Here is a 15,754-nt window from a genome sequence, read left to right as displayed (position 1 = left end):
TTGACAATGTGAGACGCGATTGTTATACTGACAAAATGTGAACTGAAGTACTTAGGAGGATAATATGAGGCACATAAAGAAAATCAGAGCAGGCGCAGTAATTCTTTTTGCTTCTGCAATCACGATCTGTGGTACCATTCAGAACCATATGCAGGTTGAACAAAGTGAGCCGGTCTTTGCAGTTGGAGCAGCAAAGGCACTTAGCGTTGAAAATACAGAGCCGTTAACATTGACTTCCGGAGTCGCAAATGTATTGAGTGACTATGAAGGAGAAAAAAGTGTGGGAGAGATTGCTGTGGCGAAGAGCCAGACAAATATGGTTACAGCAGGTCAGCAGGAAGAACCACAGGAGGAAGATACAGATATCTGCGGATACAGTAATCTTGGAATCGCAGTTGTAGATGACACATTGAATATTCGTGAGAATGCTTCAACAGACAGTGACATTGTTGGAAAGATGACACCGAATGCGGCTTGCGAGATCGTAGGCACAGAAGGTGAGTGGACACAGATTACATCCGGAAACGTAACCGGTTATGTAAAGAGTGAGTATATTGTTTCGGGAGATGAGGCCCGCACAATAGCAGAAGGAGAGAAAAAACTGATTGCTACTGTGAATACAGATACATTAAGAGTCCGTACACAGGCAACAACAGATGCGGAAATTCTTGCGCTCGTTGGAAACGGAGAGCAGATCACCGCGTTATCACAGGCTCAGGATGGATGGGTACAGGTTGAGGTTGATGATGTGCAGGGATATGTTTCCGCTGAATTTGTTGATCTGAGCGAGACACTTCCGACGGCACAGTCCATGACGGAATTAAAATATGGATCCGGTGTATCGGATGCAAGGGTTTCACTTGTCGCATATGCATGTCAGTTTGTCGGAAATCCTTATGTATGGGGTGGAACCAGCCTGACGAATGGCGCAGATTGTTCCGGATTTACATTATCAATCTTTGCAAAATATGGAATCTATCTTCCACATTCTTCGCGGGCACAACCGAATTGTGGAACAATCATCAGCGCGTCGGATGCACAGCCGGGAGATCTGTTCTTCTACGGAAGTGGAAACAGTATCAGCCATGTGGCAATTTACATCGGAAATGGACAGATTGTACATGCAAGTAATGAGACGACTGGTATTATCATTTCAAATGCATTTTACCGGACACCAATCTGTGTTTCGAATGTCCTTGGAAACTAATAAAAAAACAACTTTACAATACATAAGGACTATGTTACACTAGTCAAGTATGAGTTAGCCCATATTCGGTCGATGGACACTCCGACCTTCCGCTGAGTATACAGGGCGATTAGAAAATTAAAGGAGGATCACAACATGATCGCAAAAGAAAAGAAACAGGCAATTATCGCTGAATACGGAAGAACACCGAACGATACTGGATCACCAGAAGTTCAGGTTGCAATCTTAACAGCAAGAATTCAGGAGTTAACAGAGCATTTAAAAGTTAACCCAAAAGATCATCATTCAAGAAGAGGTATGTTAAAGATGATCGGACAGAGACGTGGATTATTAGCATACTTAAAAGAGCTTGATATCGAGAGATATCGTTCTCTGATCGAGCGTTTAGGTCTTAGAAAATAATTGCTATATGAATAGAGCGGGGTTTTTATTCCGCTCTATTTTTTTTTGAACATTTACTTGCAAGCAGGAAAGTGTTCGTTTAAACTTATCTATTGACAGAAGAACTTGCCGGGACCACTGAAGAATATATGGAATTCCGTATACTGTTCAGTAGTTTCGGACCTTCTGCAATAATTTAGGCTATCAGGCATGAAAAGGAGAACAATATGTACAAAAGTTATTCTATGGAACTTGCCGGCAGAACACTCACGGTAGATATCGGAAGAGTGTGTGCTCAGGCAAATGGCGCAGCGTTATTAAAATATGGTGAAACAACCGTGTTATCTACTGCAACAGCATCAGAAAAACCAAGGGATGGAATTGATTTCTTCCCATTGAGTGTGGAATATGAAGAGAAAATGTATTCTGTTGGTAAGATCCCGGGTGGATTTAACAAACGTGAGGGAAAAGCATCTGAAAATGCAATCCTTACATCCCGTGTTATCGACAGACCAATGAGACCGTTATTCCCGAAAGATTACAGAAATGACGTCACCTTAAACAACATGGTAATGTCTGTTGATCCGGAGTGCCGTCCAGAGATCGTTGCAATGATCGGAGCAGCCCTTGCTACAACAATTTCCGATATTCCATTTGATGGTCCATGTGCAATGACACAGATGGGACTGGTAGATGGTGAATTTGTTGTTAACCCATCTCAGAAAGACTGGGATGAAGGAGACCTTCAGCTGACCGTTGCTTCTACAAGAGAAAAAGTAATCATGATCGAGGCTGGCGCAAATGAAGTACCAGAAGCCAAGATGATTGAAGCAATTTATAAATGTCATGATATCAACCAGACAATCATTGCTTTTATTGATAAGATTACAGCAGAAGTAGGAAAAGCAAAACACGAGTATACAAGCTGCGCAATTCCGGAAGAAATGTTTGCAGCCATGAAAGAGATCGTTACACCAGAACAGATGGAAGAAGCTGTTTTCACAGACGAGAAACAGGTACGTGAAGAGAACATCCGTCAGATTACAGAGAAGCTGGAAGAGGCGTTTGCTGAGAATGAAGAGTGGCTTGCAGTACTTGGAGAGGCTGTTTATCAGTATCAGAAAAAGACTGTCCGTAAGATGATCTTAAAGGATCATAAACGTCCGGATGGAAGAGCAATCAATCAGATCCGCCCATTAGCAGCTGAAGTTGATCTGATCCCTAGAGTACATGGTTCTGCAATGTTTACACGTGGACAGACACAGATCTGTGATGTTGTTACACTTGCTCCGTTATCTGAGGTTCAGAAGATTGACGGACTGGATGCAAATATAACAACCAAGAGATATTTACATCAGTATAATTTCCCGGCATACTCAGTTGGTGAGACAAAAGTTTCCAGAGGACCAGGAAGACGTGAGATCGGTCATGGAGCACTTGCTGAGAAAGCACTTGTTCCGGTATTGCCTTCCGTAGAAGAGTTCCCATATGCAATCCGTGCAGTGTCTGAGACTTTTGAGTCCAACGGATCAACATCCATGGCTTCTACCTGTGCATCCTGTATGTCACTTATGGCAGCTGGTGTTCCAATCAAGAAGATGGTCGCTGGTATTTCCTGCGGTCTTGTAACCGGTGATACAGATGATGATTATGTTGTTCTGACTGATATCCAGGGACTTGAAGATTTCTTCGGAGACATGGACTTTAAAGTTACCGGTACACATGATGGTATTACTGCAATCCAGATGGATATCAAGATTCATGGTCTTACAAGACCGATTGTAGAAGAAGCAATCGCAAGAACAAGAGAAGCCCGTCTGTATATTATGGATGAGGTTATGAGCAAAGCAATCTCAGAGCCTAGAAAAGAAGTAAATGAATGGGCTCCAAAGATTGAACAGATCCAGATCGATCCTTCCAAGATCGGCGATGTCGTTGGTCAGAAAGGTAAGACAATCAATGAAATCATTGCAAGAACAGAAGTTAAGATCGATATTACAGATGATGGTTCAGTTTCGGTATGTGGAACAGATAAAGACAAAATCCAGAAAGCAATCGACATGATCAAAATCATCACAACGGATTTCGCAGAAGGACAGATTCTTACCGGTACGGTTGTAAGCATCAAAGAATTTGGCGCTTTCATCGAATTTGCTCCTGGTAAAGAGGGAATGGTTCATATTTCCAAGATTGCAAAAGAAAGAATTAACCATGTGGAGGATGTACTGACACTTGGAGATAAGGTTACGGTTGTGTGCCTTGGAAAAGACAAGATGGGAAGAATCAGTTTCTCAATGAAAGATGTTCCGGAAAATAAATAATTTTTTTAAAAGGGCAGGCGGTTTCGCCTGTCTTTTTTAGTGCAATTCCCTGTTTTTCTGCATAAGATAGAAAAAAACATATTTTGAAATGAAGCGAGTAAAAGAGATTGTTCATGCAGGAAAGGTATATCAGGCTGGATATACGGGAAAGAATATAAAGATTGCGGTATTAGACACAGGAATTGCAAAACACCCGGATCTGACGCACCGGGATATTTATTTTTTGGATATGGTGAATCACAAACACAGCATGTACGATGACAATGGACATGGAACGCATGTAGCCGGGATTCTTTGCGGAGATGGAAGAATGAATCGGCAACGGATCAGCGGAATGGCACCAGGTGCGGATCTGGTTGTGATCAAAGTCCTGGACAAAAACGGAAACGGGGAGACAGAAGATGTGCTTCGCGCACTGGAATGGGTCATTCATAATTATCGAATTTATAATATACGGTTATTGAATTTTTCCGTTGGATTCCTTCCGGGAGCAGATATGGAAGAACAGAGAAAAATACTGGATGCTGTGGAAGAATTGTGGGATCTTGGAGTTATGGTTGTAAGCGCTGCAGGAAATAACGGACCATCCGGGAACTCAATCACGGTGCCTGGTATTTCAAGAAAAATCCTTACGGTCGGAGCAAGTGATGATCTGACCGCAAATACGATCTCAACGCCGAGAGGATACAGCGGAAAAGGACCTACCGGCTGCTGTATTGTAAAACCTGAAGTGCTGGCTCCTGGAACACGTATCATAAGCTGTGATAACAGGAGCAACGGATATTCCATAAAAAGCGGTACGTCAATGTCGGCACCGGTTGTTTGTGGTGCACTTGCGCTTGGAATGGAAAAAAATCCATATTTTTATCCGGAGGACTGGAAGCTGATGCTTTATGATTCGGTCTGGCCAAGAGGAACAGAGATTCATCAGAAATCATGGGGAATCCTCCATGTTGATAATCTTTTGCAAATGAATTAAAATAGAATGACGGAGGCTGGAACGAATGAAAAGAGTAACTCATGGAATTTTTAGTAAACTTGCAATCGGAGCATGTGCGATCATTCTTCAGTTTGTCTGGCTGATTATGATCATGTATGCAGCCAGTGAAAGATTTTCGGAAATTAACTTTGTTTTTCATATTATCTCGGTCATTCTGGCACTGTATCTGGTTGACCGCGATATCAAACCATATAATAAATTATCGTGGATTTTTATTATCTTATGGATGCCGATCATCGGCGTAACCTGTTATTTTTTACTTGGAAGATCAGAACTGACAAGAGGAAACAGGCGGAGACTATCTGAAGTGATCCGTCATACGGAAAAATATGTGACGCAGGATCCAGATATTGCAGAACAGTTAAAAACAGACAATTATGAGGCATATAAGCAGTCACGGTATCTTACCGATTATGCAGGTTATCCTTTATGCCATGAGGAGGATACGGAATATTTCTCCTGCGGGGAAAAGGTGTTTGCACGCCTTCTGGAAGATTTAAAGAGCGCAGAAAATTTTATTTTTCTGGAGTTTTTTATCATAGAACCAGGTTATATGTTCGATACGATTGTTGATATTCTTGAACAGAAGGCAGCGGAAGGCGTTAAGATCCGTCTGATCTATGACGATGTCGGATGTATTAATACACTTCCTTCAAAATACTACCGGAGATTACAGAAAAAAGGAATCCGATGTGCATCGTTTAATCCATTCCGCCCGTTTCTGTCGGTGGTTATGAATAATCGTGATCACAGAAAAGTGGTTGTGATCGACGGAAAGATCGCATATACCGGTGGCTTTAATCTTGCTGACGAGTACATCAACCGTGTGAAGAGATTTGGCTATTGGAAAGATGCCGGAATCCGGATTACCGGAGAAGGTGTCTGGAATTTTACGGTAATGTTTATGCAGATGTGGAATTATATCGTGCGTGGAGATGAGCCGTGCGATCCGTATCGTGTGTCATATGACAACAAACAGAAAAAAGATAGTACCGGAATGATCCAGCCTTATGCAGATTCGCCGTTGGATCATGAGAATGTAGGAGAAACGGTATATTTAAATATCATTAACAGAGCAAGGAAGTATGTATACATTTTCACGCCTTATCTGATCATTGATTCCGAAATGTCCACTGCACTGATCAATGCAGCAAAAAGCGGTGTCGATGTCCGGATTGTAACACCTGGAATACCGGATAAAAAGCTGGTTTATTTGCTGACACAGTCTTATTATGAGCAGCTGATCCGTGGCGGCGTGCGCATTTTCCAGTACACACCTGGGTTTATTCATTCGAAATGCTTTGTATCGGATGATGAATACGCAGTTGTCGGCACGGTAAATCTGGATTACCGCAGTCTGTATCTGCATTTTGAATGTGGAGTATGGATGTACCGGGCAAAAGCAGTTGCAGGAGTAAAGGAGGATGCGCTGCGGACATTTGATGAATGTCAGGAGATTTCCCTGGAATTCTGCACACAGCGCAATTTTATTGTGCGTCTGATTCAAAGCGTTTTACTCTTGTTTGCTCCATTACTTTAATAACAGCATGGAGAGACAGTCCAGATAGCAATCAGCGAGAGTTGCTGCAGGGACTGTTTCTTTTGCTATGATATCGACACTGCCGAGCAGACGTTTTCCAATATGAAATTCGATGCATCCAACGGTGTCTCCTTTTTTGACAGGGGCCTCTAACGAATCCGGGATGTGAAGTTCTTTTGTGATTTCTTCCGAAGAGCTTCCATCTGTGATCACGTATTGAAAAGGTGAAGCATAGGCGAGACCGATGGAATCCTGCTTTCCTCTGGAAACAGTCAGGTCCGGTAATTTTGAATCCAGAGGATCGGAATAGACCTGACAATGGGCAAATCCGTAGTCGAGAAGGGAAACGGCTTCTTTGTTGCGGATTTTGGAATTTTCTTCGGCCATGACAACCGCTATCAGATTTATATGATCACGTGTTGCTGTAGCCGAAAGACAAAAACCGGACTGGCTGGTATAGCCGGTTTTTAAACCTGTGCAATAGCTGTATTGCCGCAGTAATTTATTGGTATTGGTGAGTCCGAAGTCGGAAGTTCCTTTTCGCGTTGTGTGGGTAATGTGATCCATCCAGATCGTGCAGTAATCGTGTATTTGTGGATGATTATTGGATAATTCCCTGGACATAAGGGCAATATCATGGGCACTGGTAAGATGACCGTCGGCTTCCAGACCACAGCAGTTGACAAATGTGGTGTCATTCATATTCAGGGTTTTGGCTTTCTCGTTCATGTGAGCAACAAAGGCTTCTTCGGTTCCATCTATGTATTCTGCCATCGCAACGGCTGCGTCATTTGCACTTGCAATACTGATACATTTGATCAGATCATTTACAGTCTGGGTTTCACCAGTTTCCAGATAGACCTGGGATCCGCCCATCTCTGAGGCATGCTCAGATACGGTAACGGTATCGTCGGAATGAATCTGTCCTTTTTCAAGTGCCTCAAAGATAAGAAGAAGCGTCATGATCTTTGTTACACTGGCGGGGCGAAGACGTTCATGGGAATTTTTTTCGTAGAGAATCGTACCGGTATCTGCTTCCATTAAAATCGCAGAAGGGGCTGCAAGGGAAAGTGCGTCTTCGGAATCAGCGGTATTTTCAGAACCGGCTTCTGCTGCAAAGCAGGTGGCAGCATTGCAGGTAAGCAGCGAAAGTATTAGAAACAAGGCTAATAAGGCTGAAATATATTTCATATTTGTCTCCTCCAATCAATACAATATATAGGATAGGCTCATCCAATATGTGACTAAATATGGAAAATTGCTTGAAATTTGAGAACCTACAAGTTAAAATATTATGTGGCATATCTGCCTTTTGATAAACATATGGGGTAAAGAGAAGATATGGAATTAAATGTAAAACTGCAGGTGTTTGAGGGACCGCTTGACCTTCTTTTACATTTGCTGGAAAAGAATAAAGTAAATATATATGATATTCCGATCGTTGAGATTACAAGCCAGTATATGGAATATATTGAAGAGATGAAAAGACAGGATCTGAATGTCATGAGCGAGTTTCTTGTAATGGCTGCGACACTGATTGATATCAAGTCTAAAATGCTCCTTCCCAAAGATCCAAAACAGGAGGAAGAGGAAGAAGATCCGCGTGCGGAACTTGTCCAGCAGCTTCTGGAATATAAAATGTATAAATGTATGGCTTTTGAATTAAAGGACAGGCAGATCGATGCGGAAAAGATCATGTATAAAGCACCTACGATTCCAAAAGAGGTAATGGCGTATGAAGAGCCGGTTGATTTACAGGAACTGATGTCGGATGTGACGCTGGCAAGACTGAATGAGATCTATAAAAGCATCATGAAAAAACAGGCGGACAAGATTGATCCGGTGCGTTCCAAATTTGGAAAAATCGAGAAAGAAGAGGTCTCACTGGAAGATAAGATGGTATATCTGGAAGAATATGCAATGAATCATGAGCATTTCAGTTTCCGCAATCTTCTTGAAGCGCAGGCTGGAAAGATCGAGATCATTGTTACATTTCTGGCAATCCTTGAACTTATGAAAACCGGGAAAATCATAATCTCCCAGGAATATATATTTGATGATATTAAAATAAAATCCAAAATTGCGGCATAACACCGTATGACAGGGGTAATATGAGTAATGTAAATTATGAAGCAGCAATCGAGGCAATCCTTTTTACAATGGGCAATTCCGTTGAACTGGAGCAGATTGCAGATGCACTGGAACTTGATAAAAAGAAAACAAAAAAGATTATAGAAAACATGATGGAACAGTATAAGGATGACAACAGGGGAATCCAGATCGTGGAATTAGATGGTTCCTATCAGATGTGTACCAAGACAGAGATGTATGAGTATCTGATCCGTATTGCAAAACAGCCGAAAAAGAGGGTTCTTACGGATGTTTTGCTTGAAACGCTTTCCATCATTGCGTACAAGCAGCCGGTTACGAGAATGGAAGTAGAAAAGATCCGTGGAGTTTCGTGTGGACATGCAATCAGCCGTCTGATCGATTATAATCTGGTCTGTGAACTTGGAAGACTGGATGCACCTGGGAAACCATTACTTTTCGGAACAACAGAAGAATTTCTAAGAAGCTTCGGAGTGAATTCGATTGAGGATCTTCCGGTTTTGAATCCGGTACAGATTGAAGAATTTAAACAGGAAGCGGAAGAAGAGATGCATGTTAAGATGGACATCTGACCGCCGGATCAGTAATTATGAATAACGGACATACCGTAAGTCATATATATTTCAAAAAAACGGAATATATATGGCTTCTTTTTATAAATGTAAACAAAAGGTTGCATTGCTGTTATCGTTTCTGCTTTTATTATCTATTGTGCCCAAAGAACATATTTACGCAGAACCGATCGGGGAATCGGAATTGTATTCAAAATCGTGTGTCCTTATGGATGGGGACAGTGGAAGAATTCTTTATGGGAAAAACGCGGATCAGCCACTTGCAAATGCGAGTACGACCAAAATACTGACGTGCATTGTAGCACTTGAATATGGGGATATGGATGGAACGGTTACCATATCGGAAAATGCGTGTGGACAGCCAAAGGTACATCTTGGAATGCACAAAGGCCAGCAATTCCGGATCAAAGATCTGCTCTATGGCCTGATGCTGGAATCATTCAATGACTGTGCAGTTGCTATCGCTGAATACATATCTGGTTCTGTAGAAGATTTTGCAGCTTTGATGAATACAAAAGCAGAAGAAATAGGCTGCAAAGACAGCTATTTTATAACACCGAACGGACTGGATGCCAAAAATGACAATGGGTTTCATCATACTACGGCAGAGGATCTTGGACGGATCATGAGATACTGTGCATGGGAATCTGATAAATCCGGGGAATTTCGGGAGATTACGCAGACGGCAAATTACAGTTTCTGTGACCTGGATGGCAAAAACTATCAGTGTACGAACCATAATGCATTTTTAAATATGATGAACGGTGTCGTTTCTGGAAAGACCGGTTTTACCGGAAATGCCGGGTATTGTTATGTGGCAGCACTCGAATTGGATGGGAAAAAGCTGTGTATTGCGCTTCTTGCATGTGGCTGGCCCAATAACAAAACATATAAGTGGAGTGATGCAAAAAAGCTTTTTCAGTATGGACTTGATCATTACGAAAAAAAGAATATTATCAGTATTCCGGAACTGGATTCTGTCGTTGTGAAAAATGGATTTGAACCGTCTGCCAGTCTGGAAAAATGGGGGACAGATATAGAATTTATTCCGCAGGCAAAAATAGAGAAGAAAGAAGCCTGGTATCTGGTGTCAGAAGAAGATCAGATCCGGACGGATGTTGAACTGATGCCGGAAATGACACTGCCGGTAAAGAGCGACACTCAGATTGGAAAAGTACGGATTCTGATCAATGATCAGGTGATGGAAGAATATGCCCTTATCGCAGGAAAAACCGTGGAACCATGGACATTTGCAGAACTTTTCCACAGTATCATGATGAAGTTTCTTTTTCTGTAAATCGCTATTATTGTTGAAAATGATATGGAAAACTTATATAATGAAAACATAGATATATATTAATCTAAACATAATGGAGGGCATAAAATGAGTAGTAACAAAGAGAACTTGGCAATGCAACGTATTGCTAAGTTGGTCGACGAGAACAGTTTTATGGAAATTGGTTCTCATGTAACCGCACGTAGCACAGATTTTAATCTGAGCGCGGATCAGACACCTTCCGATGGTGTAATCACCGGTCATGGATTAGTTGATGGCAATCTGGTATTTATTTACAGCCAGGATGCTGCTGTCCTTGGTGGTACGATCGGAGAGATGCATGCAAAGAAAATTGCATCCGTATACGATATGGCAATGAAGATGGGCGCACCAGTCGTTGGATTTGTTGACTGTGGAGGAATCCGTCTTCAGGAATCCGTAGATGCACTGGATGGATTTGGTCAGATCTATGCAAAAGAAGTGGCTGCATCAGGTGTAGTTCCACAGATCTGTGGCGTATTTGGTAATTGCGGAGGAGGACTGGCAGTTGTGCCTGCTTTATGTGATTTTGCTTTTATTGAAGAATCAAACGGCAAAATGTTTATGAATTCTCCGGATTCCATTAAAGGAAACCGCGTTGAGAAGTGTGACACATCATCAGCAAAATTCCAGAGTGAGGAAAATGGATGCATTGACCGCTATGGAAGTGAAGATGAGATCATTGCAGAGATTCGTTCTCTTATCACAATGCTTCCTCTGAACAATGAAGGGGATGTTTATACGGAAGAATGTGATGATGATTTAAACCGTATCTGTAACAGTATGGATACCATGAAAGGAGATCCGAGATACTTATTGTCTGAGATCTCAGATGGACATGCATTCTTTGAAACCAAATCAGAGTATGCAAAAAATATGGTTACCGGCTTCGTAAAATTAAACGGAATGACAGTTGGTGCTGTTGCAAACTGTACAGAAGTTTATGATGAAGAGGGAAATAAGACAGAAGAATTTGCAAATTCTCTTTCTGCCCGTGGATGCGAAAAAGCAGCTGAATTCGTACAGTTCTGTGATGCATTTTCAATCCCTGTACTGACATTGACCAATGTAAGCGGATTTAATCCATGCAAATGCACAGAAAAGAGACTTGCAAAAGCACTTGCAAGAATGACCTATGCATTTGCAAATGCAACAACTGCAAAAGTAAACCTTATCACAGGTGAAGCATATGGCAGCGCATATGTTTCCATGAATTCCAAATCAATCGGTGCAGATCTTGTCTATGCATGGAATGATGCAAAAGTTGGAATGATGGATGCGGATCTTGCAGTTAAGATTATGTATCCGGATGCAAAGGCAGATGAACTTTCCAAGAAGGCTGCTGAATATGAAAAACTTCAGTCTACTGCAGAAGCTGCTGCCCGCAGAGGATACGTGGATCGTCTGATTGCACCGGAGGATTCCAGAAAATATCTCGTTGCGGCATTTGAAATGCTTTATACCAAATACGTAAACGAGCCGGAAAAGAAACATGGCACAAAGTAGAAAGGTGAAGTTTATGAAAAAGAAATTAGCATTGATTCTGAGCCTTTGCTTTATTCTGCTGACATTGGGTGCGTGTGGGACAGATCCGAAAGATGTGGACTATAACGGAGTAAGTTATAACCAGCTGCAGGATTATTCGGCAAATCTCATTACTTCCCTGACCGGATATAGCAGCAGCGATCTGGATTCACTCCTCTCTGATAACAGCAATCTGGATGAAAAAACAAGCAATATGGTTCAGAAATGGAAAGAGACAGTTGCAGATATCGGAGATTATCAGGGAACAGGAGAGTTTTCAATTGATAAATCCGGAAATACACTGACAACAGATCAGATTCTTCATTTTGAAAAAAGAGATGTCGATTTTCAGGTAGTAATTAACTACACTGATATGACAGTTACCGGATATTCGGTTGAACCGGTGTACAGCCTTGGTGAAAAGATGGAAAAGGCGGGAATGAACACGGTTATTTCCATGTGTGTGGTATTTGCAGTACTTATTTTAATCAGTCTGATTATCTATGCATTTAAGATTTTCCCATATCTTGAGAAAAAGAAACAGGAAAAATCCGAACCGTCCGTTGCAAAAGACCCGGTTGTTACACAGATCGAGCAGAAAGAAGAACAGCAGCTGGCAGATGATAACGAACTGGTTGCAGTTATTGCAGCTGCAATTGCAGCAAGCACAGGAACTTCTACAAGTGACTTTGTAGTTCGTTCAATTAATAGAAGATAATTCAGGAGGACTTTGAAATGAAAAATTATACAATTACCGTGAACGGAAACGTTTATGACGTTACTGTAGAAGAGAATGGAACATCAGCAGCTACAGCACCAGCAGCACCGAAAAAAGCAGCAGCTGCACCTGCAGCGCCAGCAGCAAAACCAGCAGCAAATGCCGGAGCAGGAAGCATTAAGATCGAGGCTGGAGCAGCAGGAAAGGTATTTAAATTAGAGAAAAATGTCGGAGATGCAGTGAAAAAAGGAGATACCGTTTTAATCCTTGAAATCATGAAGATGGAGACTCCGGTTGTTGCTCCACAGGATGGCGTTGTCGCAAGCATTGATGTAGCTGTTGGAGACGCTGTAGAATCCGGAGCACTGCTTGCAACGTTAAACGAATAATCCGAGGAGGTAGTTATTGTGAGTTACGTAGGTGAAACATTATCAAACCTCCTACATCAGACAGCCTTTTTAAACCTGACATGGGGAAATTATGTGATGATTGCAGTTGCATGTGTTTTCCTGTTTCTTGCGATTAAAAAGGGATATGAGCCATTACTTTTAGTTCCGATTGCTTTTGGTATGCTTCTGGTAAATATCTATCCGGATATCATTGCATCACCAGAGGAGACAAGCAATGGCGTAGGCGGTTTACTTTATTATTTTTATACACTGGATGAATGGTCCATTCTTCCGTCACTGATTTTCCTTGGAGTAGGAGCGATGACCGATTTTGGACCGCTGATTGCCAATCCGATCAGTTTCCTTCTTGGAGCAGCTGCCCAGTTTGGTATTTTCTCCGCTTATTTCCTTGCAATCATTCTTGGATTTAATGATAAAGCTGCAGCCGCAGTTTCCATCATTGGAGGAGCGGACGGACCAACATCGATCTTCCTTGCAGGAAAGCTTGGTCAGACCGGATTGATGGGACCAATTGCAGTAGCTGCATATTCTTATATGGCTCTTGTACCGATCATCCAGCCACCAATTATGAAATTATTTACAACGAAGAAAGAACGTGCGATCAAGATGGAGAATCTTCGTCCGGTAAGCAAAAAGGAGAGAATTCTTTTCCCGATTGTTGTTACGATTATTGTATGTACGATTCTTCCTACAACCGCACCACTTGTTGGTATGCTGATGCTCGGAAATTTATTCCGTGAATGTGGAGTGGTTCGTCAGTTACAGGAGACAGCATCCAATGCACTTATGTATATTGTTGTAATTCTTTTGGGTACATCGGTAGGTGCAACGACCAGTGCAGAGGCATTCTTAAATTGGAGCACGATCAAGATCGTTATTCTCGGTCTTGTTGCCTTTATGGTTGGAACAGCAGCCGGAGTACTGTTTGGTAAACTGTTATGTTTCATTACAAAAGGCAAGATCAATCCTTTGATCGGTTCGGCAGGTGTATCTGCTGTGCCAATGGCCGCACGTGTATCTCAGAAAGTGGGTGCAGAAGAAGATCCAACCAACTTCCTGTTAATGCATGCGATGGGACCAAACGTTGCCGGCGTTATCGGAACTGCGGTTGCAGCCGGATGCTTCATGGCAATTTTTGGAATTTAATAAACTCTGTTTTTCAGGGTGATTCGATGTTTAGTATTTAGGAGGATAAATCAATGTCAGCAGAGACAAAGAAACCCGTTAAGATTACGGAAACTATCTTGCGTGATGCCCATCAGTCCATGATTGCGACTCGAATGACAACAGAGCAGATGCTTCCGATTGTTGATAAAATGGATAAAGTCGGCTATCATGCAGTGGAATGCTGGGGTGGTGCAACATTTGACGCCTGCCTTCGTTTCCTGAAAGAAGATCCTTGGGATCGTCTTCGCAAATTAAGAGACGGCTTTAAAAATACAAAATTACAGATGCTTTTCCGTGGTCAGAATATTCTTGGATATCGTCCATATGCAGATGATGTTGTTGAATATTTTGTACAGAAATCAATTGCCAACGGAATTGATATTATTCGTATCTTTGACTGCCTGAATGATCTTCGTAATCTTCAGACAGCAGTAACTGCTACGAATAAAGAAAAAGGACATGCACAGGTGGCTCTTTCTTATACACTTGGTGATGCTTATACACTGGATTATTGGACAGAGATGGCAAAACGCGTAGAGGATATGGGCGCTAACTCTTTGTGTATCAAAGATATGGCCGGACTTCTTGTTCCTTATAAGGCAGATGAACTGGTTCATGCATTGAAGGAAGTTGTAGATATTCCAATCGAACTTCATACACATTATACATCCGGTGTGGCTTCCATGACTTATCTGAAAGGTGTAGAGGCAGGATGTGACATCATCGATACCGCAATGTCACCGTTTGCGCTTGGAACCAGCCAGCCGGCTACAGAGGTTATGGTTGAGACATTTAAAGGAACACCATATGATACCGGCCTGGATCAGAAACTTCTGGCTGAGATCGCAGATTATTTCAGACCAATGAGAGAGGAAGCACTTAAGAGCGGATTAATGAATCCGAAGGTATTAGGTGTTAATATCCAGACATTATTATATCAGGTACCAGGTGGTATGCTTTCCAACCTGATCTCCCAGCTGAAAGAGCAGGGTGCAGAAGACAAATACGAAGAGGTATTAAAAGAAGTACCACGTGTTCGTAAAGACCTTGGGGAGCCACCTCTTGTTACACCTTCTTCACAGATTGTTGGAACACAGTCCGTATTTAATGTACTGATGGGTGAAAGATATAAAGTTGCAACAAAAGAGACAAAAGAAGTACTGGAAGGAAAATATGGTCAGACGGTAAAACCTTTCAATCAGGAAATCGTAGACAAGGTACTTACTGCAGATGAGAAAGCTTCCAGCATTACATGCCGTCCGGCAGATCTTCTTGAGCCGGAACTTGCTAAGATTGAATCCGAAATGAAGCAGTGGAAACAGCAGGATGAGGATATTCTCTCTTACGCATTGTTCCCACAGGTAGCAACCGAATTCTTTAAATATCGTCAGGCCCAGCAGACACAGGTGGATGCAAAAGCCGCAGATACAAAGAACGGAGCTTATCCGGTATAAAACAGAATAAACCATGTATTTTAGAGAGCTTATTTC

At 42.0% G+C, this 15,754-nt stretch carries 14 protein-coding genes; 13 read left to right on the top strand and 1 reads right to left on the bottom strand.

Features of this window, described 5'->3' with window-relative positions:
* Nucleotides 1-64 precede the first annotated feature (64 nt).
* The 5 genes from FYJ75_RS03305 to cls all read left to right on the top strand — a co-directional run bounded on the left by FYJ75_RS03305 (nt 65) and on the right by cls (nt 6,449).
* Complete coding sequence (locus FYJ75_RS03305; RefSeq protein WP_235906992.1) at nt 65-1,207, top strand: C40 family peptidase; 1,143 nt, start codon at nt 65-67, stop codon at nt 1,205-1,207.
* A gap of 135 nt (nt 1,208-1,342) precedes the next feature.
* Nucleotides 1,343-1,609 (top strand): 30S ribosomal protein S15, encoded by a 267-nt coding sequence (gene rpsO / locus FYJ75_RS03300; RefSeq protein ID WP_154428826.1) that lies wholly within the window; start codon nt 1,343-1,345, stop codon nt 1,607-1,609.
* Nucleotides 1,610-1,815: 206 nt separating this feature from the next.
* Nucleotides 1,816-3,909 carry a polyribonucleotide nucleotidyltransferase gene (locus tag FYJ75_RS03295; protein WP_154428824.1) on the top strand — a complete coding sequence of 698 codons (2,094 nt, stop codon included), beginning with the start codon at nt 1,816-1,818 and terminating at the stop codon, nt 3,907-3,909.
* Between the two features lie 88 nt (nt 3,910-3,997).
* A complete protein-coding gene (locus tag FYJ75_RS03290) occupies nt 3,998-4,888 on the top strand; it encodes a S8 family peptidase (protein ID WP_154428823.1) in 891 nt (296 codons plus the stop codon).
* Nucleotides 4,889-4,913: 25 nt separating this feature from the next.
* Nucleotides 4,914-6,449, top strand: a complete 1,536-nt coding sequence (gene cls / locus FYJ75_RS03285) for a cardiolipin synthase (RefSeq protein ID WP_154428821.1) — start codon at nt 4,914-4,916, stop codon at nt 6,447-6,449.
* Here cls and FYJ75_RS03280 read toward each other — a convergent pair.
* A complete protein-coding gene (locus FYJ75_RS03280; protein ID WP_154428819.1) occupies nt 6,441-7,640 on the bottom strand; it encodes a D-alanyl-D-alanine carboxypeptidase family protein in 1,200 nt (399 codons plus the stop codon). The genes cls and FYJ75_RS03280 overlap by 9 nt on opposite strands.
* A gap of 150 nt (nt 7,641-7,790) precedes the next feature.
* On the opposite strand from FYJ75_RS03280, the gene FYJ75_RS03275 reads away from it, so the two are divergent.
* From FYJ75_RS03275 to FYJ75_RS03240, 8 genes are all read left to right on the top strand, one after another.
* Nucleotides 7,791-8,540, top strand: coding sequence for a segregation and condensation protein A (locus FYJ75_RS03275; RefSeq protein WP_154428817.1), 750 nt, complete (start codon nt 7,791-7,793; stop codon nt 8,538-8,540).
* Nucleotides 8,541-8,560: 20 nt separating this feature from the next.
* On the top strand, nt 8,561-9,130 hold the full coding sequence (gene scpB / locus FYJ75_RS03270; RefSeq protein ID WP_154428815.1) for an SMC-Scp complex subunit ScpB: 570 nt from the start codon (nt 8,561-8,563) through the stop codon (nt 9,128-9,130).
* Nucleotides 9,131-9,200: 70 nt separating this feature from the next.
* On the top strand, nt 9,201-10,427 hold the full coding sequence (locus FYJ75_RS03265; protein WP_154428813.1) for a D-alanyl-D-alanine carboxypeptidase family protein: 1,227 nt from the start codon (nt 9,201-9,203) through the stop codon (nt 10,425-10,427).
* 87 nt (nt 10,428-10,514) lie between these two features.
* Nucleotides 10,515-11,951, top strand: a complete 1,437-nt coding sequence (locus FYJ75_RS03260) for an acyl-CoA carboxylase subunit beta (RefSeq protein ID WP_154428811.1) — start codon at nt 10,515-10,517, stop codon at nt 11,949-11,951.
* A gap of 13 nt (nt 11,952-11,964) precedes the next feature.
* Nucleotides 11,965-12,687 (top strand): OadG family protein, encoded by a 723-nt coding sequence (locus FYJ75_RS03255; RefSeq protein ID WP_154428809.1) that lies wholly within the window; start codon nt 11,965-11,967, stop codon nt 12,685-12,687.
* A 17-nt stretch (nt 12,688-12,704) separates the two neighbouring features.
* Entirely contained in the window at nt 12,705-13,076 is a 372-nt protein-coding gene (locus FYJ75_RS03250; RefSeq protein WP_154428807.1) for a biotin/lipoyl-containing protein, read from the top strand.
* Between the two features lie 18 nt (nt 13,077-13,094).
* A complete protein-coding gene (locus FYJ75_RS03245) occupies nt 13,095-14,243 on the top strand; it encodes a sodium ion-translocating decarboxylase subunit beta (RefSeq protein ID WP_328596849.1) in 1,149 nt (382 codons plus the stop codon).
* Between the two features lie 53 nt (nt 14,244-14,296).
* Nucleotides 14,297-15,718: an oxaloacetate decarboxylase subunit alpha gene (locus FYJ75_RS03240; protein WP_154428805.1), complete on the top strand. Its 1,422-nt coding sequence runs from the start codon at nt 14,297-14,299 to the stop codon at nt 15,716-15,718.
* Nucleotides 15,719-15,754 lie beyond the last annotated feature (36 nt).

The sequence above is a fragment of the Roseburia porci genome (assembly GCF_009695765.1).
GTDB classification, from domain to species: Bacteria; Bacillota; Clostridia; order Lachnospirales; family Lachnospiraceae; genus Roseburia; species Roseburia porci.
Note: the sequence above shows the minus strand (reverse complement) of the source record. Positions and strands in the feature narration are given on the sequence as shown.

Coding starts and splice junctions, on each gene's coding strand:
- FYJ75_RS03305 (WP_235906992.1), top strand. CDS start 65: ATGAGGCACATAAAGAAAATCAGAGCAGGCGCAGTAATTCTTTTTGCT.
- rpsO (WP_154428826.1), top strand. CDS start 1,343: ATGATCGCAAAAGAAAAGAAACAGGCAATTATCGCTGAATACGGAAGA.
- FYJ75_RS03295 (WP_154428824.1), top strand. CDS start 1,816: ATGTACAAAAGTTATTCTATGGAACTTGCCGGCAGAACACTCACGGTA.
- FYJ75_RS03290 (WP_154428823.1), top strand. CDS start 3,998: ATGAAGCGAGTAAAAGAGATTGTTCATGCAGGAAAGGTATATCAGGCT.
- cls (WP_154428821.1), top strand. CDS start 4,914: ATGAAAAGAGTAACTCATGGAATTTTTAGTAAACTTGCAATCGGAGCA.
- FYJ75_RS03280 (WP_154428819.1), bottom strand. CDS start 7,640: ATGAAATATATTTCAGCCTTATTAGCCTTGTTTCTAATACTTTCGCTG.
- FYJ75_RS03275 (WP_154428817.1), top strand. CDS start 7,791: ATGGAATTAAATGTAAAACTGCAGGTGTTTGAGGGACCGCTTGACCTT.
- scpB (WP_154428815.1), top strand. CDS start 8,561: ATGAGTAATGTAAATTATGAAGCAGCAATCGAGGCAATCCTTTTTACA.
- FYJ75_RS03265 (WP_154428813.1), top strand. CDS start 9,201: ATGGCTTCTTTTTATAAATGTAAACAAAAGGTTGCATTGCTGTTATCG.
- FYJ75_RS03260 (WP_154428811.1), top strand. CDS start 10,515: ATGAGTAGTAACAAAGAGAACTTGGCAATGCAACGTATTGCTAAGTTG.
- FYJ75_RS03255 (WP_154428809.1), top strand. CDS start 11,965: ATGAAAAAGAAATTAGCATTGATTCTGAGCCTTTGCTTTATTCTGCTG.
- FYJ75_RS03250 (WP_154428807.1), top strand. CDS start 12,705: ATGAAAAATTATACAATTACCGTGAACGGAAACGTTTATGACGTTACT.
- FYJ75_RS03240 (WP_154428805.1), top strand. CDS start 14,297: ATGTCAGCAGAGACAAAGAAACCCGTTAAGATTACGGAAACTATCTTG.